23 protein-coding genes are annotated in these 21537 nt (G+C 59.3%); 11 read left to right on the top strand and 12 right to left on the bottom strand.

Annotation, left to right across the window (positions count from 1 at the left end):
* Positions 1 to 53: 53 nt before the first annotated feature.
* A complete protein-coding gene (locus ACVWYY_RS07330; protein WP_457403205.1) occupies positions 54 to 1013 on the top strand; it encodes a LysR family transcriptional regulator in 960 nt (319 codons plus the stop codon).
* A gap of 108 nt (positions 1014 to 1121) precedes the next feature.
* Complete coding sequence (locus ACVWYY_RS07325) at positions 1122 to 2153, top strand: anthranilate phosphoribosyltransferase family protein (RefSeq protein WP_457403203.1); 1032 nt, start codon at positions 1122 to 1124, stop codon at positions 2151 to 2153.
* 102 nt (positions 2154 to 2255) lie between these two features.
* Here the strand turns inward: ACVWYY_RS07325 and ACVWYY_RS07320 are convergent, their stop codons facing one another.
* A complete protein-coding gene (locus ACVWYY_RS07320; RefSeq protein ID WP_457403202.1) occupies positions 2256 to 3536 on the bottom strand; it encodes a DUF4912 domain-containing protein in 1281 nt (426 codons plus the stop codon).
* A 412-nt stretch (positions 3537 to 3948) separates the two neighbouring features.
* On the opposite strand from ACVWYY_RS07320, the gene ACVWYY_RS07315 reads away from it, so the two are divergent.
* The 3 genes from ACVWYY_RS07315 (at position 3949) to ACVWYY_RS07305 (ending at position 7236) form a co-directional block, all read left to right on the top strand.
* A complete protein-coding gene (locus tag ACVWYY_RS07315) occupies positions 3949 to 4797 on the top strand; it encodes a hypothetical protein (protein WP_414351624.1) in 849 nt (282 codons plus the stop codon).
* Between the two features lie 127 nt (positions 4798 to 4924).
* Positions 4925 to 6046 (top strand): glycosyltransferase family 9 protein, encoded by a 1122-nt coding sequence (locus ACVWYY_RS07310; RefSeq protein WP_414424656.1) that lies wholly within the window; start codon positions 4925 to 4927, stop codon positions 6044 to 6046.
* Between the two features lie 248 nt (positions 6047 to 6294).
* Positions 6295 to 7236, top strand: a complete 942-nt coding sequence (locus tag ACVWYY_RS07305) for a DMT family transporter (RefSeq protein ID WP_238376852.1) — start codon at positions 6295 to 6297, stop codon at positions 7234 to 7236.
* Positions 7237 to 7260: 24 nt separating this feature from the next.
* On the opposite strand, the gene ACVWYY_RS07300 is transcribed toward ACVWYY_RS07305, so the two are convergent.
* Positions 7261 to 8388 carry an iron-containing alcohol dehydrogenase family protein gene (locus ACVWYY_RS07300; protein ID WP_457403200.1) on the bottom strand — a complete coding sequence of 376 codons (1128 nt, stop codon included), beginning with the start codon at positions 8386 to 8388 and terminating at the stop codon, positions 7261 to 7263.
* A gap of 249 nt (positions 8389 to 8637) precedes the next feature.
* On the opposite strand from ACVWYY_RS07300, the gene ACVWYY_RS07295 reads away from it, so the two are divergent.
* Positions 8638 to 9063, top strand: coding sequence for a tellurite resistance TerB family protein (locus ACVWYY_RS07295; protein WP_457403199.1), 426 nt, complete (start codon positions 8638 to 8640; stop codon positions 9061 to 9063).
* A gap of 253 nt (positions 9064 to 9316) precedes the next feature.
* The gene (locus ACVWYY_RS07290) at positions 9317 to 10375 is read left to right on the top strand and encodes a TMEM43 family protein (protein ID WP_457440062.1); all 1059 of its coding nucleotides are present in this window, start codon (positions 9317 to 9319) and stop codon (positions 10373 to 10375) included.
* A gap of 248 nt (positions 10376 to 10623) precedes the next feature.
* Here ACVWYY_RS07290 and ACVWYY_RS07285 read toward each other — a convergent pair whose 3' ends face one another.
* From ACVWYY_RS07285 to ACVWYY_RS07250, 8 genes are all read right to left on the bottom strand, one after another.
* On the bottom strand, positions 10624 to 11868 hold the full coding sequence (locus ACVWYY_RS07285) for an aminotransferase-like domain-containing protein (RefSeq protein WP_457440060.1): 1245 nt from the start codon (positions 11866 to 11868) through the stop codon (positions 10624 to 10626).
* 22 nt (positions 11869 to 11890) lie between these two features.
* Positions 11891 to 13012 (bottom strand): hypothetical protein, encoded by a 1122-nt coding sequence (locus ACVWYY_RS07280; RefSeq protein ID WP_457388910.1) that lies wholly within the window; start codon positions 13010 to 13012, stop codon positions 11891 to 11893.
* Between the two features lie 200 nt (positions 13013 to 13212).
* A complete protein-coding gene (locus ACVWYY_RS07275; protein WP_457440058.1) occupies positions 13213 to 13884 on the bottom strand; it encodes a hypothetical protein in 672 nt (223 codons plus the stop codon).
* A 41-nt stretch (positions 13885 to 13925) separates the two neighbouring features.
* Positions 13926 to 14633 (bottom strand): orotidine-5'-phosphate decarboxylase, encoded by a 708-nt coding sequence (pyrF, locus tag ACVWYY_RS07270; RefSeq protein WP_457440056.1) that lies wholly within the window; start codon positions 14631 to 14633, stop codon positions 13926 to 13928.
* Positions 14630 to 14971, bottom strand: coding sequence for a DUF6464 family protein (locus ACVWYY_RS07265; RefSeq protein ID WP_457440084.1), 342 nt, complete (start codon positions 14969 to 14971; stop codon positions 14630 to 14632). The genes pyrF and ACVWYY_RS07265 overlap by 4 nt, the downstream gene beginning before the upstream one ends.
* A 140-nt stretch (positions 14972 to 15111) precedes the next feature.
* On the bottom strand, positions 15112 to 15453 hold the full coding sequence (locus ACVWYY_RS07260; protein WP_414374986.1) for a hypothetical protein: 342 nt from the start codon (positions 15451 to 15453) through the stop codon (positions 15112 to 15114).
* Between the two features lie 103 nt (positions 15454 to 15556).
* Positions 15557 to 16357: a peptidoglycan editing factor PgeF gene (gene pgeF, locus ACVWYY_RS07255; RefSeq protein WP_457440054.1), complete on the bottom strand. Its 801-nt coding sequence runs from the start codon at positions 16355 to 16357 to the stop codon at positions 15557 to 15559.
* Complete coding sequence (locus ACVWYY_RS07250; protein WP_457440052.1) at positions 16354 to 16785, bottom strand: DUF3119 family protein; 432 nt, start codon at positions 16783 to 16785, stop codon at positions 16354 to 16356. Before ACVWYY_RS07250 ends, pgeF begins: the two co-directional genes overlap by 4 nt.
* A gap of 431 nt (positions 16786 to 17216) precedes the next feature.
* Between ACVWYY_RS07250 and ACVWYY_RS07245 the strand changes: the two genes are divergently transcribed.
* Entirely contained in the window at positions 17217 to 18128 is a 912-nt protein-coding gene (locus tag ACVWYY_RS07245; RefSeq protein WP_457440050.1) for a diguanylate cyclase, read from the top strand.
* Between the two features lie 21 nt (positions 18129 to 18149).
* Here ACVWYY_RS07245 and gcvH read toward each other — a convergent pair whose 3' ends face one another.
* Both gcvH and ACVWYY_RS07235 read right to left on the bottom strand, forming a co-directional pair.
* Positions 18150 to 18539: a glycine cleavage system protein GcvH gene (gene gcvH / locus ACVWYY_RS07240; protein WP_011432013.1), complete on the bottom strand. Its 390-nt coding sequence runs from the start codon at positions 18537 to 18539 to the stop codon at positions 18150 to 18152.
* A gap of 82 nt (positions 18540 to 18621) precedes the next feature.
* Entirely contained in the window at positions 18622 to 19527 is a 906-nt protein-coding gene (locus tag ACVWYY_RS07235; RefSeq protein WP_414331097.1) for an alpha/beta fold hydrolase, read from the bottom strand.
* Between the two features lie 142 nt (positions 19528 to 19669).
* Here ACVWYY_RS07235 and ACVWYY_RS07230 point away from each other — a divergent pair, with 142 nt between their 5' ends.
* From ACVWYY_RS07230 to ACVWYY_RS07220, 3 genes are all read left to right on the top strand, one after another.
* Positions 19670 to 20617 (top strand): NAD(P)H-dependent glycerol-3-phosphate dehydrogenase, encoded by a 948-nt coding sequence (locus ACVWYY_RS07230; protein ID WP_457403193.1) that lies wholly within the window; start codon positions 19670 to 19672, stop codon positions 20615 to 20617.
* Positions 20618 to 20893: 276 nt separating this feature from the next.
* On the top strand, positions 20894 to 21259 hold the full coding sequence (locus tag ACVWYY_RS07225; RefSeq protein ID WP_457403192.1) for a response regulator: 366 nt from the start codon (positions 20894 to 20896) through the stop codon (positions 21257 to 21259).
* Positions 21260 to 21399: 140 nt separating this feature from the next.
* A partial coding sequence (locus tag ACVWYY_RS07220; protein WP_457440082.1) for a helix-turn-helix domain-containing protein occupies positions 21400 to 21537 on the top strand: 138 nt, incomplete at its 3' end.

The raw sequence follows: 21537 nt of genomic DNA, 5'->3' as shown, positions 1-21537 counted from the left end.
GCTTCCCCAGCTAGGATGCCACCACGGCAGGCTACATCATCAAGGGATCCCAGGTGCGGCTGGAGTTGTTGCAAGCTTTTTTGAACGTGGTGGAAACGGGCAGCTTTTTGGCCGCTGCTCGCCTCAGCGGTCTGACCCAATCGGCCATTAGCCGCCAGATCCAGGCCCTGGAGGAAGCGGTGGGGGCTCCGCTGTTGCATCGCAAAAGCCCGGTGGCTCTAACCGTAGCTGGGGAACGGCTTTTGCCCCATGCCCGTCGCATCTGTCAAGAATGGCAGCGGGCTCAGGAAAGCATTCGAGAATGGTTGCAGGGCCAGCAAACCGAGCTCTGCATTGCTGGGATCCATTCGCTGATCGCCCATCAACTGCCGCCGGTGCTGCAACAGTTTTGCCGGGAGTACCCAGAGGTGCAGTTGCGGGTTACCGCTCTGGGCAGCGACCGCGCCTTGAAGGTGCTCAGGGATGGGCTGGTGGACGTGGCCCTGGTAATGGAGAATCCCCTGATGACGCGGGGGGCAGAGCTGGTGGTGGAGCCACTGTACTCGGAGCCAATTCAAGTATTGATGCCCGCCACCCATCCCCTCAGCCGCTACGAGCGGATCCCCTGGAAGGTGCTGGCGGAGTATCCCCAGGCTGTGTTCAAAGATGGCTATGCCATGCGCTCCTTGGTGGGATCCCATCTGGCCCGACAGGGGCTTCCCCTGAGAGCAGCCCTGGAACTGAACACCTTGGATGCCTTTCGGGGGGTGGTGCGACAGGGGCAGTTGATTGCCCTCCTGCCGGAGTCGGCCCTGGTGGACTGCTGCGCCGATCCGGATTTGCAGGTGCGACCCACCGAGCCCCCCCTATTGAGGCGACAGGTGGTTATGGTCACCACCAGCGATCGCTATCGGATCCCTCCCATTCGCCGGTTTTTGCAGTTGGCCGCCCAGCTTATCAGGCAGTCTGAGGTTGAGCCTGCTTCCGGCGCAGATCCCCATTGGCCCTCTGCTGGGCTGTTGTCGGTTTTGTAGAGACCTTTTGTAGAAATTTCTGGTCAAATACCCATATCGGTAGTTTCAAGTGTTCCGCCCTTATCTCCCCCTATCCTGAGTAGCCCAGCGCTCCCGACCGCCGATGCTATGAGCCAAGAGTTTCGCGAGCTGTTGAAAAAAATCGGCAGCGGCACCCACACCCACCAGGATCTCAGCCGGGCAGAGGCCGCCAGCGCTGCTCGAATGCTCCTGCGGGGGGAGGCCACTCCCGCCCAGATCGGGGCTTTTTTAATTGCCCACCGCATCAAGCGCCCCACTGCCGAGGAGCTGGCCGGTATGTTGGATGCCTATGCAGAGTACGGCCCTCTTCTGCCCCGGCAGGATCTGCCTCATCCCTTGATCATCTTTGGCCATCCCTACGATGGCCGCTCGCGGACGGCACCGCTGGGGGTGCTGGTGGCTTTGCTGCTGGCAGCGGCAGGGTCAGCCGTTTTGCTGCATGGCTCTGGCTTCTGTCCCACCAAGTATGGGCTGCCCTTGGAAGCGGTGTGGCGGAGCTTGGGGGTGGATTGGCGAGGGCTATCCCTGGAGCGGGTGGGGCAACTGCTGGAACAAACCGGGCTGGGATTTTTGTATTTGCCCACCTGTTTTCCCCAGGCTCAGGCTCTGATGGACTACCGGGATCAAATCGGCAAGCGCCCCCCCTTGGCCACCTTGGAACTGGTCTGGACGCCCTACCAAGGCCCCTTTCACCTGGTGGCCGGCTATGTGCATCCTCCCACCGAGGCCACGATGCTGGAGCTGTTTGCCCTGCGGGAGATTCGACAATTCACCACCGTCAAAGGTCTGGAAGGCAGTTGCGACCTGCCACGGGAGCGAGCGGCCATTCTCAACCAGGGCGGCAAACGGCTGCTCTTGAAGGCCAGAGATTGCCACTTGGCAGGCCCGGAGATCCCCTTCTCCGGAGAGAAAGAGCTGCTCCGGCAGATGCAGCAGGTGCTCAGCGGGGATTCCTGTGAACTCACCCCAGCCGTTCTCTGGAATGGGGGCAGCTATCTGTGGCTCCTCGGGCTTGCTCCATCCTTGCCAGAAGGGATCCAACAGGCGGAAGACCTACTTCGCTCCGGACGGGTGATGGAGAAGCTGAAACAACTGATCCAGGTGATCGACCTCTCCTAGGGCTGGGATCCCCTGTTTCGATGACTAGAGTCAAGCTCTCCAGCCCAGGGAAAAAAGCCCCCCGGCCAGCTCCAGGGGGCGAGAAGCCGAAGGTTGGATCCTTTAGGGCAACAGCTCCTCGATGGCCTCCTCCTTGGTGTTGGTGCGGCGGGAGAGGGTGCGGCGGTCGAAGGTCATGTGGATCTCCCGGTTTTGCTCGCCATCGGCAGCCACCGCAAAGATGGGGAAGTCGATGTTGCCGTCTGGGAAAGCCATGTGGAAGCGGAAGGTGCCATCGGGCTTGAGCTGGATCTTGCGCCCGCCAATGGTAACGGTGGCATCCGGCTCTGTGGCCCCATAGACAATCAGCTCGGCATCGGCCACCAGCCAGAACTTGCGAGAGCGCTGCGGCAGCACTTCGGAAGCCCCCGAGAACAGGCCCAAGCCGGATCCCGAAGCCATCCAAGGAGCAGCAGGCACTTCGGCCATGGCCATCCCCATCATGCCCACACCCGAGGGGATGATAAACGAGCTGATGGCCTGCTCGGGCACCAATTGGCGGCTGCCCATCTGGTGGCTGCCAAACAGGGATCCCGCCACCCGCATCGCCTCAAAGCCGCCCACCATTTCTAGGAAGGGATCGACCATGGCCCCTTGCTGCGGCTCATCGCCCTTGTAGGCCACCACACCCATGCCGGTGGCGCTGCGCTTGTAAGGCTCGCTGAGCTGGTAAAGGGTGCGGCCCTGCAGAGCCATGTCGAAGGGCACTGTCAGGAAGTGCTCTTCAAACCAGTCGGAGGGAAAGACCGGCGGCACCATCACCGCCGCCGAGCGGGCCAACATCAGCCAGCGGCCATCTGCCGTCCGGTAGCCAATTTCCACAATGTAGGAACGATCGCTCACCGGGATCGGCAAATACCACTCCCGCGCCAACTCATCACAGGGGTACTCCTGCATGCTGTGGGCCGGCTGGTAGCTGAAATCGATATCCGTCACATCGTAGAGGCGCAGCGCCAACTGTTGGCCGCCCTCGCGGCGCTTGCTCTCCTTGGCCTCGTTGGGCACATCCCAATAGGCGTAGGCCCACTGGGGATCCCGCGGCAGCAAAACGATGCGGCTTTCCCCATAGCCCTCCGGCAGATCCCCCAGCCCTTTGTCCACATCGGCCAGATCCGTCTTGCCGGCAACCTCTTGACCCCTAAACTTCGTTTGGGTGACCGATTCTTGCCCCTTGGGCTCCGGCATGGCATCGACAGGGCGGCCAGCTTTGACTTGGGCCTCTCGAATGGCCTCAATCAGCTGGTCTTTGGTCATGCGGCTGTACTTGGGGATCTGATAGCGGGCAGCTTCTTCCCGCAACTGCCGGATGGTCATTTCTTCCAACGGGATCCGCTCTTGTGGCATGGTCGGGGTCTCCTGTCTTCGACAAATCGGGCTTCGTGCAATGCTCCAGCTTTTGTCCTATGGGCCGATCCCAGCTTGTGGTTCTGAGGACAACCTTGAACCTGCTGATGTATCGGCTTGCCTCGGGCTCTCCAGCCGCTGATGACCACAGGTGGGGATCAACGGGGATCATCAAGAATGATGAACCCATGTTTGCGTATTTTTGCCTGTCGGTCAAGACCCTGGGGATCGCTGGGGATCAATCTCTTGTTCTCCGACCCACCTTTAGGGAGAGGCCAGGAGCCCCAGCTGCTCTCAAGCCAAGGGGAAGACTGCGCGGGATCCCCTGCCGAACCGGCCCTGCCTGGGTAGCATGGGGGAGGATGAGCGGTTGCCGAGCGGGCCGCAGGTTTTGAGGCCAAGAGGTGTGGGCATGAGGTGGTGGAAGTATAGGATTCAAGGCATACGGATCCAAGGGAGCTGGGCAGCACTGGGGATCCTGCTGGCGGGGCCGGTCTTGCCGGTGGAAGCTGTGGATGCCCAAACGCTGTTTCCTCCCCTTTACCGCTTGCAAGGGGGATCCCCTACCCTGCCCGCTTCTGAAGCAACGCCCTGGCGTCCAGTAACCCAGGATTCTGTTCCGCTCCCACAAACAGATCAAGCCGATCCAAAAGTCCAGCCGGCCCAACCCGGCCATGGAGAAGTGGCAGAAGGCCCGGTTTTCGATCTGGATCTGTTGCGGCAGTTCGGCACCAGCCCTGGCGGCAGTGGCTCTGGATCCCGGCAGGGGGAAGTGATCGGGCCGGGCAGCGGCCAGAGTGGGGTGCGCGGAGCCAGCCCTGGCTCAGGGGTGGGCACAGGCCAAGGGCCAGGGGGCGGAACGGGTCTGGAGGCGGGATCCCAGCGGCGGGAACCGCAAGTGACAGGGTTGATTGTGGATGCACGAGGCTTGGATTTCTTGCCTAGCCAGTCAATGCGCTTGTTTGATCCCGATGGCAATCAAGTCTATACCCCCGTTACTCTTGGCCAAGACCTCAACGCGGCCTTTGTGGGCAGCGAGGGCACAGCTGCCTATGCCACCTCGGAAGAGCAGGCCCGCTCACTGGTGAACCGCATCGGGGAACGGCCTCACCGCATTCGTGCCATCCGCACCCTGGGCTACGACCTGGTGATTTCCGCCGAAGATGCTTTTAGTCTGCGCCAGATGAATGCGACAGATGGCTTTCTGGATCGCTTTGCTGTGGTGGTCATCTGGGATGGCAGCCAAGCCAGTCTCCCCTGAGGCCCAGGAATCCCAGCATGGCCATCAAAGCACAGGACGGAGGAATGCTAGCCTAGCAAAAGTGCTCTGTCTGCACCACCCGCACCACCTCCAGCGGGGTTGATATCTTCCTGGGGATCCCAGCCTTATGCAACGGTTTGCCAACCAACCTCTGCGGGAACATCCCCACCTGGCGGTGTTTTCCTCCAGCAAGGTGGGCAATTTTGTGGTTACCATCCCGCTGTTGCGGGGCCTCAAGGAAAAATACCCCGGCTGTGTGCTGGATTTTTTTGGCAGCGAGATTACCCGCGACTTTGAACTTCACTGTCCCTACATTGACTTTAGCTTTCCTCTTTACAGCCGTCGCCCCGATTACCTCGAGGCCCTAACCGCTGCTGTGCGAGAACGGGTGACCCAGGCCGGCCCCTACGACTTGGCCATCAATTGCGACGAGTTTAGCGAGCTCAACTTGGTGGCGGTGACGGCGCTGCGTCCTCAATACATTGCCGGAGCCGGTTTGACCTTGGATTTTCGCCGCAAGTTGGATCCCGGCTCCGACCCGGTGCAGCGCATGCTCCAAGACGACGACTGGAACAGCCTGGAGTTTTTGCAGCGCTACAAAGATATCCTCACCAGCAACTACATTGCCGAGATCTTCTGCCGCCTGGCCTATGTGGAGACGGATTTTTTTCGTCTGGAGCTACCCAGCCGGGATCCCGATTTTCCGGTGCCAGAGGTTTTGGTGCACATCACCACTACCCGCCGCGCCAAGATGTGGCCTCTGGAGTACTGGCGGCAGGTGATCCAGTGGTGCCAAGGCCAGGGCCTGCAGGTGGGGCTAATCGGCAGCGCGCCGGAGCTGCAGCGATCCCTCTACCACGGCGGCAGCAGCGAAGACGAACTGCTGGCGCAAACGGGAATGGTTGACCTGCGGGGCAAAACCAGCCTCATGGAGCTGGCGGGGGCCCTGAAGCGGGCGCGGGTGTGTATCTCCGTGGATGCGGGGCCGATGCACATCGCGGCGGCAGTGGGCTGTCCCACCATTGCCCTGTTTGGCAACGATGCCGATGGGGATGGGGCCAGCCCGGTGCGACTGTGGGCTCCTCGTCTGCCCCACGTTTACCTCACCCAAACCGCCTACAAGTGCCGGGTCTGCGCAGAGAACAAGTTCAAAAACGAAACCTGCCTGGTGGAGGGTCATCCCTGTATGGCCCATCTCAAGCCGGAAACGGTCATCGGCTACTTGAAAGAGATTCTCAAGCAAACCTAGAGGTTCCACGCCCTCACCCCCAGCCCCTCTCCCAAAGAGAGAGGGGAGCTATGGAGCGACGGGGTGAGTTGTTTCATGGCTACTTGAAATGGCCATGTCTTGGGATCCCCATCTTTTTCCCCCTGGGAATCAGGGGGGCCGGTGGGCAGCAAGGAGTGCCCAGGGGCGCAGTTCGAATCCCTGGAAGTCCGTTTAAGCTGAGAGTTCAAGGCTGAAAACTTAGTGCCTAAACCATTTGGGTGTGAGCTGTGACTTTGGAGATGTGGTATCGCCACCAGCTGAGCCGCTTTGCAGAGTGGGGAAAAATAAGGCTCTGGCAAGGAGTTGCCCTGAAGCTGCTGGCCACTGCTTGCTTTGCCTGTTTAGGCGCGATCATCCGGCTCAACACTCCCGCCCTTCACCCCTTTCAGATTGTGTTTTTGCGCAACCTATTCGGGTTTCTCGCCCTGTCGCCGCTGGTGTTGCGGGCTGGGATCCAGTCTCTGCACACCGCCAAGATGGAGTTTTACCTCCTGCGCTCGGCGATCAGCACGGTGGGGATGTTGCTCTCCTTTTGGGCAGCCAGCCTGTTGCCTCTGGCAGAAGCTACGGCGCTGAGCTTTGTTCAACTTTTGTTTGCCGGCACGATGGCGGTATGGGTGTTGGGCGAGCAGATGCGCTCGTCCCGCTGGCTGGGATTGGGCCTGGGGTTTGCCGGGGCTTTGGTGATGTTGAGGCCAGGCTTCCGAGAGTTTTCTCTGGGAACAGGGCTGGCCTTGGGGGCGGCAGCACTCTTTGCCTGGGTGACCATCGTGCTCAAGATCCTCTCCCGCACCGAGTCCAGCCTCACGATTACGGCCTACATGGGCCTGCTGCAGACCCCCCTTTCCTTTCTGGCTGCCGTCTGGGTTTGGACCTGGCCTTCTCCTGAGCAGTGGCTGTGGATGGTGGCCATGGGGCTGCTGGGCAGCATTGGCCAGGTGGCCCTCGCCCAGGCCTACAAGCTGGCTGAGGTGACGATGCTGCTGCCTCTGGATTTCTCCCGTCTGCTCTGGGCCAGCCTAATCGGGTTTTGGGTGTTTGCCGAGATCCCGGATGGGTGGACTTGGATGGGCGGAGCCTTGATCTTGGTGGGCGCCACCTCTGGAGCCTACGGCGAAGCCCGCCTGCCCACAATGCCGACCCAGGCCCGTACCGGCGGAGTTGGATAGCAGACAGATATCCTCTGCCAGGACTTACAGCCGAGGGAGAACAGGGCTGGAGCTGGTCAGGTCTGTGGTGGTAAGGGCCACCAACAGGGCTTCTGGACTGACGGGGAAGGGCAGGTGGTGGATGTCGGATCCTGGCTGGCAGGCCACTTGGGCAGCATGCAGCAGGTCGGCGGATCCCAAGTGACCTAGCTTGAGATCCCGCAAGTTGAGGGGCAGCCCCACCTGGCGGTAGAACTCCAGCAACTGGGTACGTGCTGCCAGCGCCAACTGGCTTCCCTGCAAGATCTCCTCCAGGCGCAATTGCACCAGGATACCGAAGGCTACTTTTTCTCCGTGCAGAGTGGCCCGATGCCCCAGCAAATGGGTTAGCCCGTTGTGGACAGCGTGGGCAGCCACCGTCCGACATTTGGCCCCACCCATGCCGCCGACGATCCCCGCCAGGCAGATGCAGGCATCCACCACCTGCTTCCAAGCGGTTCCGCCCGGCTCCCTCAAGGCCGCCGCCGATTGCTGGAGGAGCAAATCCCGCAGGACGCGGGCCTGCTGCACAGCGCCAATCACCAGGGCATCTTCTGAACTGCCGCTGCTGACGGAAGACTCGTACCACTTAGCCAAGGCATCTCCGATCCCAGCCACTAGGGTGCGCGCTGGAGCTTGCAGAATCAGCTCATAGTCCAGGATCAGGGCAGCAGGGGCGCGATCCAGGCTCACATCCTGCTGAAAAGCGCCGCTGTCGGAGTAGATATTGGATAGGGCGCTCCAGGCGGCACAGGTGGCAGCAGAGGTGGGCACGGTAACCACGGGGATCCGCAGCCGGTGGGCCACCAGCTTGGCCGTATCCAGAGCCTTGCCCCCGCCTACCCCCAAGATGCCGGTTACCGATTCCGCCGTGGCCAGCGCCTGCAAACGCGCCAGCTCGGACTCGCTGCAGTCTACCCCGTAGGTAGTCCAGTGAACTTGGAGGGCGGGATCCCGCGCGAAATTGCGCTGCAGAGGGGACTCAGCCACAGCCAAGGAGCGTTCCCCCCCGATCACCAGCACGCGGGATCCCAGTACCGCAAGGGGCACAGCTTCCAGAATGCCGCTGCCGCGGTACAGCCGACCTGGGGCCGGAATGGCAAGATCCAATTGGCAAGGAGAGGCGCTTAGCATTGCAAGAATGGGCGAGAAAAAGGACTCCGTCCCGCTATCGCGGTAGCTCAGTGTCCGTGAATACAGATAACGATCCTAGCCGAAAAAAGGGCTGCGCACCGCTGGCGCGAACGCAGATGGCTCACCCAAGGTCTGGCTATAGTTAAGCTGTTCATCCCCTCAACTCTGCAGCCTCTAAGGTCTCTGGCCCCCTGACACGTTCGCAGAAGTGTCGCGTAGCGACAACAGTTCTCAGCAAGGGATCCCACCATGAACCCCACAACTCAACATCAGCTCATGCTTAAAATTGTGGCCGGCTCTGCTTGGGCCGATGGGCATTTGGAACCCCAGGAATTGGCCTACTTGGGATCCCTGCTGCGCCGCTATGGTTTGGAGCACGATGCCGAGCTGCGAGAGCTGATCCAAGAGCCCATTCCGATGGCGCAAACGGAGCGCTGGATGGCCGATTATCTCGCCCAGGCCACCGAAACCGAGCGCCTACAACTTCTGGGGGCAATCGGCAACCTGATGATGGCCGACAACGCCGTTTCTCCGGAAGAGCACGACCTTTTGGATGACTACTACACCCTAATGGCAGGGATCCCGCCTCGCCCAGAATCGGCACCCCATCTGGTGAAGGGCGTGGGGCAGTTTTTCCGGCGCCTGGTCAAGGCTGTAAGGGGGGACATTGCTTAATCAATTCTTAGCTGAAAAATAGGGTTCTCATAACCTGTACGAGGTGCAATCTACTTCTGGAATAGACATAAGTTTGGAAAAGTTAAAAACTTGCTCTGAATTCTATAATTCTATAAAACGGCTAGATTTCATGGATAAATAGAAGGGGCTGTGCTAGACTGAAGTCATCGCTGGGGACAGGGCTATGGCTGAGCGTTATAGACAGGTAGAGCGGGTTGGGTTTGGCTCGCGGCTGGCCAGTTCTTTTGTATCAGTGTTTGTTGGATTGATTTTATTTTTGGGATCGTTCTGGCTTTTGTTTTGGAATGAGGGGCGGGTCAACCTTGCCCAAGTGGCAACTGGGGCCATTGAAATCAGTCCATTGGGCTCGCCCTCTGCGCCTCTTGGAAGCTTAGTATCGCTCACAGGCCCAATTACCAGCAATGAGCTTTTGGGCGATAATCTCTTCCTGCGGCCAGGGCCGTATATTGCCGTCAGGCGCAAGGCGGAAATGTATGCTTGGGAAGAGGAAAAAGAAACTCGCACTCAAGAGGAGTTTGGCGGATCGGAAGTCAGAGAGACAATCTATACTTACACCAAAGTCTGGACGGAAAACCCCGAAGATTCAAGCCGGTTTTATCGCAGCAGTGAGCACGTCAACCCACCGATGGCTTTTTCCAGCCAACTCTTTCGAGTCAGCCAGGCTCAAATTGGGAATTACCGAATTGGAATGCAAGATTTGCAGATCGAAACTCCCTACGCTGTTCCTCTGGAGCCCCAAACGTTGATCCCGGGGATCCCAGCTAGGGTGGAAGGCTCTTATGTTTTCAAGGGGCGGGGAACCCTGGCCAATCCACAAATTGGCGATATGCGAACTTCGTACACTGCCTTGTACAGCGGAACTCAAGTAACTGTCTTTGGTCGTTTGGCCACCCCTAACAGCCTAGAGAGCTACCTGGGGCCGCGCAGCATTCGATTTTATCGGCTATTTGCCAGCGATCGATTTGCAGCCATTGAGCGTCTTGCTGCCGAACACAATGCCCTGACTTGGATCCTGCGCTTTGTGGGATTCTTGATGATGTGGATCGGGGCCGACTCTTTCTTCGTCCCCCTTCATACGATGCTCAGCATCTTTCCTTTTCTAAGCGGCCTGGGGCGATCTATGACGAGAGTGGTCACCTTTTTCATAGCCTTGGTTTTAACAGGGACGACTATTTTAGTCTCATCGATAGTGCATAATCCGGTGGCGCTGCTCCTCTGTTTGGGTGTGGCGGGAGTTTTCATCCTCAACGTGCTGGGGCGACGTCCCAGACGGCAAGTGGCAGGTTTTTAAGAGTTCCTCTGCCGGCACAGCAAAGAGCTTGCAGCGCTGCTGCATCCATTCAAATATGGCTGCTCCGAAGAGCAGCGAAATAGCTTGTCTCGATTCCTCTTACTTTCCCCTCACCCCCAACTTCTCTCCCGAAGGACAAAAGGAGCTGGGGATCAAGGCAAACGGTTTCAACGCAATTTGGAGCGACCAACCTACTAATCCCCGAAGGTTAAGAGCCGCTTTGTGGCTGCCCTAGCAGATTCTTTTTCCTATATTGATCGTTGGCCCATGAGTTTGTACAGTTGCTCTCCGAGGATCTGGATGCCGCTGAGGATGCGCTCTTCCGGTTGGTAGCTGAAGGCGAGGCGCAGGGCGTGATCCCCTTGGCCATCGGCAAAGCAGTGGGTGCCCGGTAGGAAGGTGACCCCCAGGGCACGGGTAGCCTGCAACAAGGTGCTGGCGCTTAGGAAAGGGGGCAGCTCACACCAGACGAAAAATCCACCCCCAGGGGCCTCCACCTTGACTTCGGGCGGAAAATATTGAGCGATGGCCTCCAGCATCACCTGGCACTTTTCTCGGTAGCGACGGGTGAGGAGTTGAATGTGGCTTTGCAGACGGCCCTCCCCGCAATAGCGAGCCACCACCCGGCCCAAAAAGGGCCCCAGGGATCCCTCGCTGCGAAACATCTCCAAGCGGCGGATGATCTCAGGGTGACCACAGGCCCAACCCACCCGAACCCCCGGCACCACAATCTTGGAGAAGGTGCCCACATGAAGAACCCAGCCTTCCCGATCCAGCGCAGCCAAACTGGGCAAGGGATCCCCGGCAAAGCGCAGGTCGTAGTAGGCCTCGTCCTCCACCACCACCACACCGTACTCAGCTGCCAACTGCACCAATTTCTGCCGCCGTGGCCCAGAGAGGGTGCAGCCTTTGGGGTTTTGGAAGGTGGGAATGGTATAGACAAATCGGGGGCGGATCCCTTGGCGAGCCAGATCGCGCAGCACCTCTTCCAAGCGATCCACCACCATGCCTTCCCCATCCACCGGGATCGAGATCAGACGCGCTCCTGCCGCCGCAAAACGGCTGACAGCCCCCATGAAGGTGGGCCCTTCCACAATGACCACATCCCCCGGCTCCACAAAGACCTGAGGCAGTAGGCCGAGGATCTGCCCAGAGCCATAGCCGATCAGTAGGTTTTCCGGCTGGGCCTCTACCCCTCTATCCCGCATCAACTGCAGCACCACGTCGATCAGCCCGGCAAACGTGCCGCCGTAATTGAGGGCATTGTCCCCATCTTCCGCCAACACCTCCGCCGTGGCCCGCGCCAAGTCGGCCTTGGGAAACAGGCGCGGATCCGCCAGCCCAAAGGTAAAACTGGTAACCACCGGCGCTGCACCTGGGATCTCCGCCCCGAAAGGAGAAGGGATCACAGCCTGAGCCCGTTGGGCAAAAAGGGTTTGCAACAAGGGCCGCGAAGTGCTACGCGGTGCCGATGCGGACGAGGTCTGGGTCATGGCAAGCAAGAGAAAGAATACCTTAGGCCAATGCCTGCCACGATAACAAGAAAGAACTGCCCAGGAGTAGGGATCCCAAAACCCGCCGCCAGCTCCGGTAGGGGATCTCAGCCAAGACGCCGCCGGCGCTCAGGCATAGGAAGGGGAGCACCACCAAACCCCAGCGAGCACTTTGCTGCAGGGTGTTCACTTGGGGATCCCAAAACCATGTCGCCAGCGCCCCCATCCAGAGGACATGGCCCAAACCGGCCAAGCTGAGCAGGGCTTGCTGCCGTTCTGCCCAGGGCCAGCCCAACCGCACCAAGCTCAACCCCAAGGGCAGCATCAAAGTAGCCAAAACGGCCAAGCCACCTTGGGAACTGAGAGGATGGGGAATCACCTCAGCAGAGGTAGCTGGCCAATCAATCCGTCCCAACCAGGAAAAACCCATCACCAGCAGCAGCAAAAGCAGTCCTGATGCCCCGCACTGCTGACGCGAACGCAACGGTTGCCGTGGCCACTGCTGGCTCGTCCACAGCCCCGCCCAGAGCAGAGCCAAGGGCCAAACCTTATAAGACAGGGCACAAGCTAAGGCCAGACCCCACCAGCGCAAGGTGGATCCCGGCCCAACACCACAACTGCAAAGCAAAACCAGGCTGCCCAAAATCTCGCTGCCCGGCTCCAACCCTTGGGTCAACACCCAGGGGCTGAGTCCCCATAGACCGGCACTCCAGAAGTTGCCCCAGCTCCAGCACAACAGCAGAATGGCCAAGCAGGCCATAGCTGAGAAGATGTGCAGGATCCCTTCAGCCGAGATCCCGGTTCCCTGAGCCAGCCAGGGCAGTAGCCTGTCGGCAAAAGCGCTCCGCACCACTGACGCGAACGAGTGGTAGAGAGGCAGTTCCGGTTGGACAAAAGTCAGGGATCCCTCAGAACTGCTCACCGGCAAAACGCGCCACCACTGCAGAGGAGCCGGTTGCCCCCAAGAGCGGAGTCGCTGCCCCAAAAGAAGGCCCATCCCTCCCCATAGCAGCCAGTGGCCCATGAAACCAAAACCAACCAAACGCCGACGGCGATGGTTGTCCCTGTTGGAGGAGCTCAGGCGGGGAAATGAGCCGCGGGGCAGCCGCTTGCCCGGGCGGGGTGTGGCGGGGGGAAACTTCATGGGTAAACCCTAGCCTGTTCGCATGAGCAGTGCAGAACACTATCCCTACACGGGGTGGGCCCTCGACCGGCAGCAGAACATCCAACGCCCTCTACTCTTGGCCGGTTGGGGAGAAAAAGTGCCCCTTCGTTACTTCCAAAAGAGAATCTCCCCGCGTGACATACTCCCGCACTCATGCTGACGCAAAGCGCTCCGCGCCGCTAGAGAGAAGGTCTAGTCAACTCTAGATCGCCCGTCAAGGGGCAACCCGACTGTTGCCAGCGGCGGATGGCCTGGGCAGTGAGTCCATTCGTTACATCGCGAATGGGGATCCCCGATCCGGTTACCTGCAGACGCACCAACCGCCAGGGATCCCCAGGAGCAGCCCGCAGAACATAAGCCTCGTAGGCCAGTTGCAGGGTTTCGCTGCGCCGACCGGCCAAGGAGTTGCCCTCCTTTTGGGGGTGTTGGGGCAAGACCAAGCGGCGCTCCAGCGTGGTGAAATACAGCCGAAAAGCTTCTGGCGAAGCAGTTGCGGTGTCCGGCAAAACCGGAGCCAGCTCCTGTTGGCGTAAGCGGGCCGGAGACCCTGGAGAGAGCATTTCAACCTCCGGCTTCCCCACCAGCACAACCTGAAACTCAGAGCGGGAGCGGCTCAAGGCCAGATTGAGAAACAAAGGCAACTGCTCCGTTAGAGCCTCAGCCCAAACCTGAGGAGCAGCCAGACAAGCTTCCCCTCTTGGCGGAACGAAATGCTCTGCACCCCTAACGCGACCGGGAGTGCTGACCAGGCCCAAAACCACCGACAAACCGGCTCCCAGCCAACGCCTCCTGCCGGATCCAGTCGGCCTTTTTTCAGGGATCCACTGCACAAGCCTACGGCGTCGTTGCATTACAGAACTACCCCAATAACATCGGGCATCTCCCCACACCCTCACCCGGCAGCATCCCATGAGGCTTGGAAGCGCCGCAAGGCGGCCACGGGATCGGGAGAAGCGGTGATGGGGCGGCCCACCACCAGATAATCGGCTCCTGCCCGCAGAGCTTCGTCGGGCGTGCAGATGCGCTGTTGATCCTCCTCTCCATCCCCCGCCTTGGCTTGGCCCAGACGGATCCCAGGAGTAACCAGCAAAACCTCCGGCCCCAAAGCTTGGCGCAACCGCGAGACCTCCTGAGGAGAGCAAACCAGTCCGGTAAAGCCTTGAGCTTGAGCCAGCCGGGCCAAATGCAACACATAGTCGGCGGGATCCATCTCGATGCCCAGTTCCTGTCGCACCTGCGGGGGGCTGAGGCTGGTTAAGAGGGTAACCGCCAATAGCCGACAAGAACTGCCCTGGGCAGCTGCCACGGCTGCCCGCAACATGGCACTGCCGCCGGCAGCATGGACGGTGAGCAGATCCACTCCATAGCTGACGGCCACCTCCGTAGCCCTCCCCACCGTGTGGGGAATGTCGTGCAGCTTCAAATCCAGAAAAATGCGCTTGCCCCTTTCCTTGAGAGCCTGCAGAACGGAAAAACCCGCAGCAGTGAACAACTCCAGACCCACCTTCCACCACAGCACCTGCGGCAAAGAGTCCACCCACTTCAAAGCCTGCTCTTGAGAAGAAGTATCCAGCGCAACAATCAGGCGGTCACCCTTCATCGGGGCTCATTCCGGGGCTCATAGTGGGGACAGCCCTCACAGGGGCCGCAGGGGTTGACGGCACAGCGCAACTCTGGAGAATGGGCATTGTAGCGGCAGGTGGGATCCCCGATGTATTCTGGCGGCGAAGCCACGTAAGTGTAAACAACCACACCCCCAAATCCTATCGGGCTGACGAAGAAACGACTGGTGGTGAAAGATTCGCCAGAAGGGTTGGGGGTTTCCTCAAAGGGTTCTGGCTCAGGCTCCAGCTCCACTTCCTCCTCCAGATTCCAGAGGGCTTCCCACTGCCTAAGGGTTTCCTGTAAAGGCACAGCCAAGTGCTCTGCCAGCTCCATCAGGGCAGTCTCCAAAGAGGCCAAACTTTCTTCGGCCACTTGAGTGAAAGCTGCAGCCCATTCCTCCAAAAGTTTCTCAAAATCCATGCAGCAGCGACCTAGAGGCTCCTTCTTCACCTTACCGCCAGCCTGGGCAACCTTTAACTTCCTCCCCGGCAAACGGCATCCACTAGAGCTTGATTCACCAATGGAAACAGCTCCGCCAGTTCTTCTGTGGATAGGTTTCCAGTACAGACATTGGCGCGAATATGCCACTCTGCCCACATTTGCGCCGAAGGAGCAGCAGGATCCCGGCCCTCCTCAGAACCTGAACCGCCCACAGGTACCCGAGGGAGGCTACGTCCCGACCCAAGGTTCAGTTGCAGTACGCTGTCACGGTTGATGCCGGTTAGAGAGGTTTGAGCATTAACCCCTTCAGGCAAAGCAAGCGCCAGGGACAAAGCCATCCAAGACAATCCACAAAAGGTAACGCTGCGAAACATGGGATCCTCGCCAGCTAGGATTAGTTTATTTTAAGAGCCCTATCTTGAGCGCAATTATAGCCACTACTTCCGGTTCCTCTGGGCAGAGCCGGGCTAAGTCTTCCTACGACCGCAGTCCAATTCCCGACCACTGCACGCAATGACGGCCCTGCTCATCCTTCAGGGATCCATCGCGGCGATAGGAAAAGAAATCTTGGGGCTGGCTGAGGGTGCAATGGGGGCTGACGGCAATGTGTTCAGGGGGGATCCCTTGGGCTTGGGCTTGGGCACCGTTGACCCAGCGCAGATCCAGGCGAACCTTGCCAGGCAGAGGATCGGGCAAGAGAGCGGCGCGGGCATCCAGCCCTGGGGGTAGGCTTTGCAGCACCTGCTCCGCCACCTCCTCTGACACCTGATAGACTGACCCCGAAATGGAAGGCCCGATGGCCACGCGGATCCCAGCAGCAGGGATCCCCGCCTGTAAAAACTCCTGCAGCACCTTGGACAAGATCCCCGCAGCAGTGCCTCTCCACCCGGCGTGAATGGCCGCCACCCATTCTCGACTGGCCACCAAAATCGGCACACAGTCAGCGGTGCAGACCCAGGCAGAATCTCCTTGGCGGCGGGCAATGACCGCATCTGCCTGAGAGCGGGTAGGGATCCCTTGACCAACAGAGCAGTCCTGCTCTCCCTTCTGTCCAAGGGTTTCCGTGATCCCATCTGCCCAAACCCAGTTGCAGCCATGCACCTGATGGCCCCACGCGGCCTGTTCAGGGGGCAGTTGCAGCCGAGCGGCCAACTGAGATGGGGGATGGGGATGACCTTGGCGAGAGCCAAAAGCATGAGGCCACTCCGCCAAAAGCTGACACTCCAGCCAGCGCCATCTCCCTGCCTGCTGCCAAACCCACAAGGCGGAGCCACTCATTGGCGAGAGCTACCCAGGCCAGCAGTGGGCGGGGATCCTTGAGACCGATGTTGGGCGCGGAGATGGCCCACCCGCTCTTCCAAACACATCTTTAGCTCGGCAGGGTTAAACAGCATCGGCAAAAAATGAATGCTCCGGGTTTCTCGAAAAAAGAACAACACCGGCAGCGGCGGCCAGAAAATTTGCCAATCCTGCCACTCGCTGTAGGGGAACTCGCGGATGCGCCTGGAGCCGCTGTAGACCTGCAGCGCCGTTCTGGTAAAGGCCAGCCCGATCAGAGAGGTCTGCACCACCAAAAACAGGCCAAACAGGCCCACCCCTAGCCCCGCCCAAAACGAAAGCCAGAACAGCGGCACCGCCAAAGCCAACACCGACAGGCTGAGGCGAAAATCCGGGGTCAATAGATGGGCAGAATTGGGTCTAATCATGCCCCATTTCTCCTCTCAGGGATCCCAGACCCATTCTAGGCCGCCTCGGCAACTCTTCAGAAGTCAGAGGATCTGTAGGACATAGAGGAGAGAGCCTCTTCTCGAAATCAGGGAACGAGGGGCAAACCGAACCCGTTTTTTGAGTTATCCCGAAAAATACTTGGGATCCTGGGGAAATTGGGGTTTGCCATTGAGCTTCTTCCCACAGCTGGCCGATACAACCGCGCAGGCGGGATGGAATCCTCGCGTAGCTCTCAACTGAGGGCCTCACCGCGTGCGATGGTATACGATAAACTCCAGAGTTCCGCAAGTTTACAGATCAGAACCGGCGAGACATCCCTCGCTCACCCAAACACGGCCTGGGGAAAACCGACATAATACGGATATAACGAGTGCTTACTGCTAACCCGCACAATTCGTTGGGCCTCTCCATGCCTATCGATCCTCTCTCTCTGATGCCAGAGGAGCCAACCACTCAGATTCCCTCAGAAGTCTACGAGCGCGGATCCCAGGCCGGGCCGGTTGGGGCCTTTCTGACGGTGCTCAGCGGCGCCAATGTGGGCATGACGTTTCCCTTGGCGAGGGGTGGAGTTTTGGGGCGCAGCCACCGCGCGGACATTCAGCTCTTGGATCACGCCGTCTCCCGGCAGCACTGTCGGCTGGAGAGAGAAGATGAAGGTTATGTCCTCACCGACCTGGAGAGCCTCAACGGCACTTATGTCAACGGCGAGCGCGTCAGCCGCGTTCTCCTGAAGGATGGAGATTACATTCAAGTGGGGGCCAGCACCCTCAAGTTTGCCTACTACAACGCGGCAGAAGAAGCCTTCTTTTTGCAAATGGCCACTGCCGCCCTCCACGACCCGCTGACCGGCTTGCATAACCGACGTTTTTTCCTGGAGCAACTGGAGCTGGAGATCCCCTTTGCCCTTCGCCATCGCATTCCCCTCCACGTGCTCTATCTGGATTTGGATGGGTTTAAGCAAATCAACGACCGCTGGGGGCACTGGGCTGGGGATCAAACCTTAATCCAGGTGGCGCGGCGATTGCAAGCTCACGTTCGCCAAGACGATCTGGTGGCCCGCTTGGGGGGCGATGAGTTTGCCCTGCTGGTGCGCGGGATCCCGAACTCGCAGATCCTAGGGCTGGCAGAACGCTTGCGGCAGGCCGTCCAGTCCCTGTCGGTGCAGGTGGAAGCGGAGACCATCTCCCTAAGCTGCAGTGTGGGCATCGCCTCTCTGCTGGAGCTGGGAGAGGGAACTGACCCACAAAGTCTGCTGGCTGCTGCCGACAAGGCCCTCTACCAAGCCAAAGCTGAGGGGGGTAACCGAGAGACTTTGCTGTAGTTCAGGGCCAACTGCTGGAGTTTAGGATCCCTCCACCAAACTGGCGTAGGCTTCGGCGCTCATGGTGTCCTCGAGATCTTCGGGGTTGGCAATGCGCACCTTGATCAGCCAGCCATCGCCATAGGGATCGTCGGCAAGGCTTTCGGGGCTCTCCACCACCGCTGTATTCACGGCCACCACCTCTCCAGAAAGAGGGGCATAGAGATCTTCGACGGCTTTGACCGATTCCACCGAGCCAAAGCTTTCCCCTTTTTCAATCTCTGTCCCTTCTTCGGGCAAGCCCACGAAAACGATATCCCCCAGTTGATCGACGGCATAAGCTGTGATCCCAATCACCGCAATATCATCCTCGACATGGATGTACTCGTGGGTGTCCACGTAGCGCAGATGGGATGGATACTCCAGGGCCATGCCGGTTCTCCCGTAGAATTCAGTGGATTATTCTAGGGTCAACCCTTGAAGATGGTAAAGAGCGGATCCCAAGCCCGGCCCACTAGAGAAACTCCATCAGCAGCCGATTGACCGTTTGCGGCGCTTCCTGCTGCGCCCAATGGCCGCATTCGGGGATGTACTCCTTGCGCAGGCCGTTGGGGAAAAAGGGATCCATCCCCTCAGTTAGCTCGCGGCTGAGGGCAAAGTCTTCTTCTCCCCAAATCAGCAGGGTGGGGGCGAGGATCTGCCGCATGGGCTGCAAAAACAGGTTCTGCAAGGTGGGCAGGTTAAACAGCTGGCGGTAGTAGTTGAGGGCAGAGGTGAGAACCTTGGGTTTGGAGAGGGCCTCTTGGTAGAGCTTGAGGTCGTGGCGGGTGAAGGCGCTTTTGCGCACCGAGGTTTCCTGGAAAATGCGGCGCACCCAATCTCCCAAATCCCACTGCAGCACCCACTCTGGCAGCCAAGGCAACTGAAAAAAGAACAGGTACCAACTGCGGCGCAGTTGATCCAAGTTGCTCAAGAATTCCCGGCGAAAGCAGGCCGGATGGGGAGAATTGAGGACGGCCAGCTTGCGAATCTCCTCAGGAAAAAATTGCGCCCAGTGCCAGGCAATGGCTCCCCCCCAATCGTGGGCTACGACCACCGCCCTCTGAGCCCCAAAGTGGCTCAGCAAGCCGCGAATATCCTCGGTAAGGGTATCCAGGTCATAGCCGTGATCCGGTTTGTCGGAATCGTTGTAGCCGCGCATGTCGGGTGCCACCACGCGAAACCGCTGCGCCAACACCGGAATCTGATGCCGCCAGGAGTACCAAAACTCCGGGAAACCGTGCAACAAGATCGCCAGCTCCCCTTCCCCTTGGGTGACGTAGTGCAGTTGAATGCCATTGGTAAGGGCATACCCGTGCTGCCAGGTTCCCATTTTGGCAGCTACCTCAGGAGGAAGGCGGGGGATCCCTGCTTCTGCCATGTCGTCTGCTCTCGAGCTAACCCATGATTTGGTATCCACCCATACTAACCTTTGTCGCCGGTCTTCCCTTTGCCGGCGCAGGCTTTTTGAGAGGCATCCTACGAAGAAAGCTTAAGAGAAAGTCTGCGGGTGAACAGATTAGATGAACACTAGCGCAGAAGGCCAAAGCCCAACATCCCCGCAAAGCGTTGCCATTTTGGGAGCCGGGGCTTGGGGAAGTACCCTGGCGATGCTGGCTCAGGGGCAAGGGCACCGGGTGCGGGTTTGGGATCGCCGCAAGGGCCTGGATTTGGCAGAAGTGCTCCAGGGATCCCAAATCCTCATCTCAGCCGTCTCTATGGCGGGGGTACGCCCTGTGGTGGAAGCAGTGCGCCAGGTGGGGATCCCACCGCAGGCAATTTTGGTCTCGGCCACCAAAGGGTTGGATCCACTGCAGCTTCTGACCCCTACCCAAATTTGGGGGGCCACCTTCCCGGAGCAGCCCCTGGTGGTGCTTTCGGGGCCTAATCTTTCGGCGGAGATCCGCCAAGGCTTGCCGGCAGCGGCAGTGGTGGCCAGCCGGGATCCCTGGGCCGCTGTGCAGGTGCAGTATGCCCTTTCCTCGGAGCGGTTCCGCCTCTATACCAGCAGCGATCCGCTGGGAGTGGAGCTAGGCGGCACCCTGAAAAATGTTATCGCCATCGCTGTTGGCGTGTGTGATGGCTTGCAACTGGGGGCCAATGCTCGTGCGGCTCTGGTTACCCGCGGCCTGGCAGAGATGATCCGGGTGGGATCTAAGCTGGGGGCACGGGCAGAAACCTTCAATGGCCTGTCGGGGTTGGGGGATCTGCTGGCCACCTGCCACAGCCGCTTGAGCCGCAACTACCGAGTGGGCTACGGGCTAGGCCAGGGCCAACCCTTGTCGCAGATTTTGGCGGAGATCGAGGGCACCGCCGAAGGGGTTTACACCGCTCCCGTCGTGGTCGAGATCGCTGCCCAGCACGGCATTCAGGTGCCCATCACCCAGGAAGTGCATCTGTTGTTGCAAGGGCAGACCACCCCCACCGCCGCCCTCACCCGCCTGATGGAACGTCAACTGACTTCGGAATAGGCTGCCTTCACTTCTCCCAAAGGAGGAGGGGGGTTTCTGGCATAACCGCAAATCTGCGGATGAGGAAAGTTGTTCCGCACTCTATCAGGATTTTTGCAGAGCAGGGAGATCCCAGAATGAGCGATTTGGCGGAGTTTTTTTTTCCAGAGTTTCCCTATGCTGCAGCTGTAGTTCTTCGACTTGTTCTTGCATCAACTCGGATCTCTCTGGCTCCGGGAAGGCGGACAGTAGGCCCGACAGGTTGGGCCAGGTCTTTGTTTAATTTTTTACAAAGTTATGTCCAAACGCATCCTGGTGATTGAAGACGAACCCTCTATTCGCACCTATCTGCAGAAGGTGTTGCAACGAGCGGGGTACGACACGGTGGCGGCCACCGATGGAGAAGAGGGCTTGCAGATGGTGCGCACCCTGATGCCCGACTTGGTGTTGTGCGATGTGGTGATGCCCAAGCTGAACGGCTATGGGGTGCTGGATGCCCTGAGATGGGATCAGTCTACAGCTCACATCCCCTTCCTCTTTCTCTCCTCGAAAATCTCTCCCGAAGAGATTGAACAGGGGCTATGTTTTGGCTCCGATGCCTATCTGACGAAGCCCGTTGACCAGAAACGCCTGCTGAAAGCCGTTGCTGCCCAATTGTCTTGAGTTGACCAAAAGGCGCGGCAAGCCCCGTCCTTCAGGGCGGGGAAGGATAGCGCCGACCGTAGCCGACGCCCTTTAAAAACGCAGTGTCGGCCATGTGAATATCGTTGTCATCACGCATAGGCCAAGAATACGATTGAGCGGTGCAACGACTTCAAGCCTTCAAGTACGAATTGCTGCCCAACAGCCAGCAGGAACGGCAGATGCGCCGCTTTGCTGGCTCCTGCCGGTTCGTCTACAACAAGGCACTGGCGTTGCAGAAGGAGCGTCACGAGCAAGGC

Source organism: Thermostichus sp. MS-CIW-34, from assembly GCF_054060435.1.
The sequence above is the reverse complement of the archived record's forward strand: the minus strand, read 5'-3'. Positions and strand labels throughout refer to the sequence as shown.

Excerpts from the sequence above, each read along its gene's own strand:
- ACVWYY_RS07325 (WP_457403203.1), top strand. The coding sequence starts at position 1,122 with ATGAGCCAAGAGTTTCGCGAGCTGTTGAAAAAAATCGGCAGCGGCACC.
- ACVWYY_RS07320 (WP_457403202.1), bottom strand. The coding sequence starts at position 3,536 with ATGCCACAAGAGCGGATCCCGTTGGAAGAAATGACCATCCGGCAGTTG.
- ACVWYY_RS07315 (WP_414351624.1), top strand. The coding sequence starts at position 3,949 with ATGAGGTGGTGGAAGTATAGGATTCAAGGCATACGGATCCAAGGGAGC.
- ACVWYY_RS07310 (WP_414424656.1), top strand. The coding sequence starts at position 4,925 with ATGCAACGGTTTGCCAACCAACCTCTGCGGGAACATCCCCACCTGGCG.
- ACVWYY_RS07300 (WP_457403200.1), bottom strand. The coding sequence starts at position 8,388 with ATGCTAAGCGCCTCTCCTTGCCAATTGGATCTTGCCATTCCGGCCCCA.
- ACVWYY_RS07295 (WP_457403199.1), top strand. The coding sequence starts at position 8,638 with ATGAACCCCACAACTCAACATCAGCTCATGCTTAAAATTGTGGCCGGC.
- ACVWYY_RS07285 (WP_457440060.1), bottom strand. The coding sequence starts at position 11,868 with ATGACCCAGACCTCGTCCGCATCGGCACCGCGTAGCACTTCGCGGCCC.
- ACVWYY_RS07280 (WP_457388910.1), bottom strand. The coding sequence starts at position 13,012 with ATGAAGTTTCCCCCCGCCACACCCCGCCCGGGCAAGCGGCTGCCCCGC.
- ACVWYY_RS07275 (WP_457440058.1), bottom strand. The coding sequence starts at position 13,884 with ATGCAACGACGCCGTAGGCTTGTGCAGTGGATCCCTGAAAAAAGGCCG.
- pyrF (WP_457440056.1), bottom strand. The coding sequence starts at position 14,633 with ATGAAGGGTGACCGCCTGATTGTTGCGCTGGATACTTCTTCTCAAGAG.
- ACVWYY_RS07265 (WP_457440084.1), bottom strand. The coding sequence starts at position 14,971 with ATGGAGCTGGCAGAGCACTTGGCTGTGCCTTTACAGGAAACCCTTAGG.
- ACVWYY_RS07260 (WP_414374986.1), bottom strand. The coding sequence starts at position 15,453 with ATGTTTCGCAGCGTTACCTTTTGTGGATTGTCTTGGATGGCTTTGTCC.
- pgeF (WP_457440054.1), bottom strand. The coding sequence starts at position 16,357 with ATGAGTGGCTCCGCCTTGTGGGTTTGGCAGCAGGCAGGGAGATGGCGC.
- ACVWYY_RS07250 (WP_457440052.1), bottom strand. The coding sequence starts at position 16,785 with ATGATTAGACCCAATTCTGCCCATCTATTGACCCCGGATTTTCGCCTC.
- ACVWYY_RS07245 (WP_457440050.1), top strand. The coding sequence starts at position 17,217 with ATGCCTATCGATCCTCTCTCTCTGATGCCAGAGGAGCCAACCACTCAG.
- gcvH (WP_011432013.1), bottom strand. The coding sequence starts at position 18,539 with ATGGCCCTGGAGTATCCATCCCATCTGCGCTACGTGGACACCCACGAG.
- ACVWYY_RS07235 (WP_414331097.1), bottom strand. The coding sequence starts at position 19,527 with ATGGCAGAAGCAGGGATCCCCCGCCTTCCTCCTGAGGTAGCTGCCAAA.
- ACVWYY_RS07230 (WP_457403193.1), top strand. The coding sequence starts at position 19,670 with ATGAACACTAGCGCAGAAGGCCAAAGCCCAACATCCCCGCAAAGCGTT.
- ACVWYY_RS07225 (WP_457403192.1), top strand. The coding sequence starts at position 20,894 with ATGTCCAAACGCATCCTGGTGATTGAAGACGAACCCTCTATTCGCACC.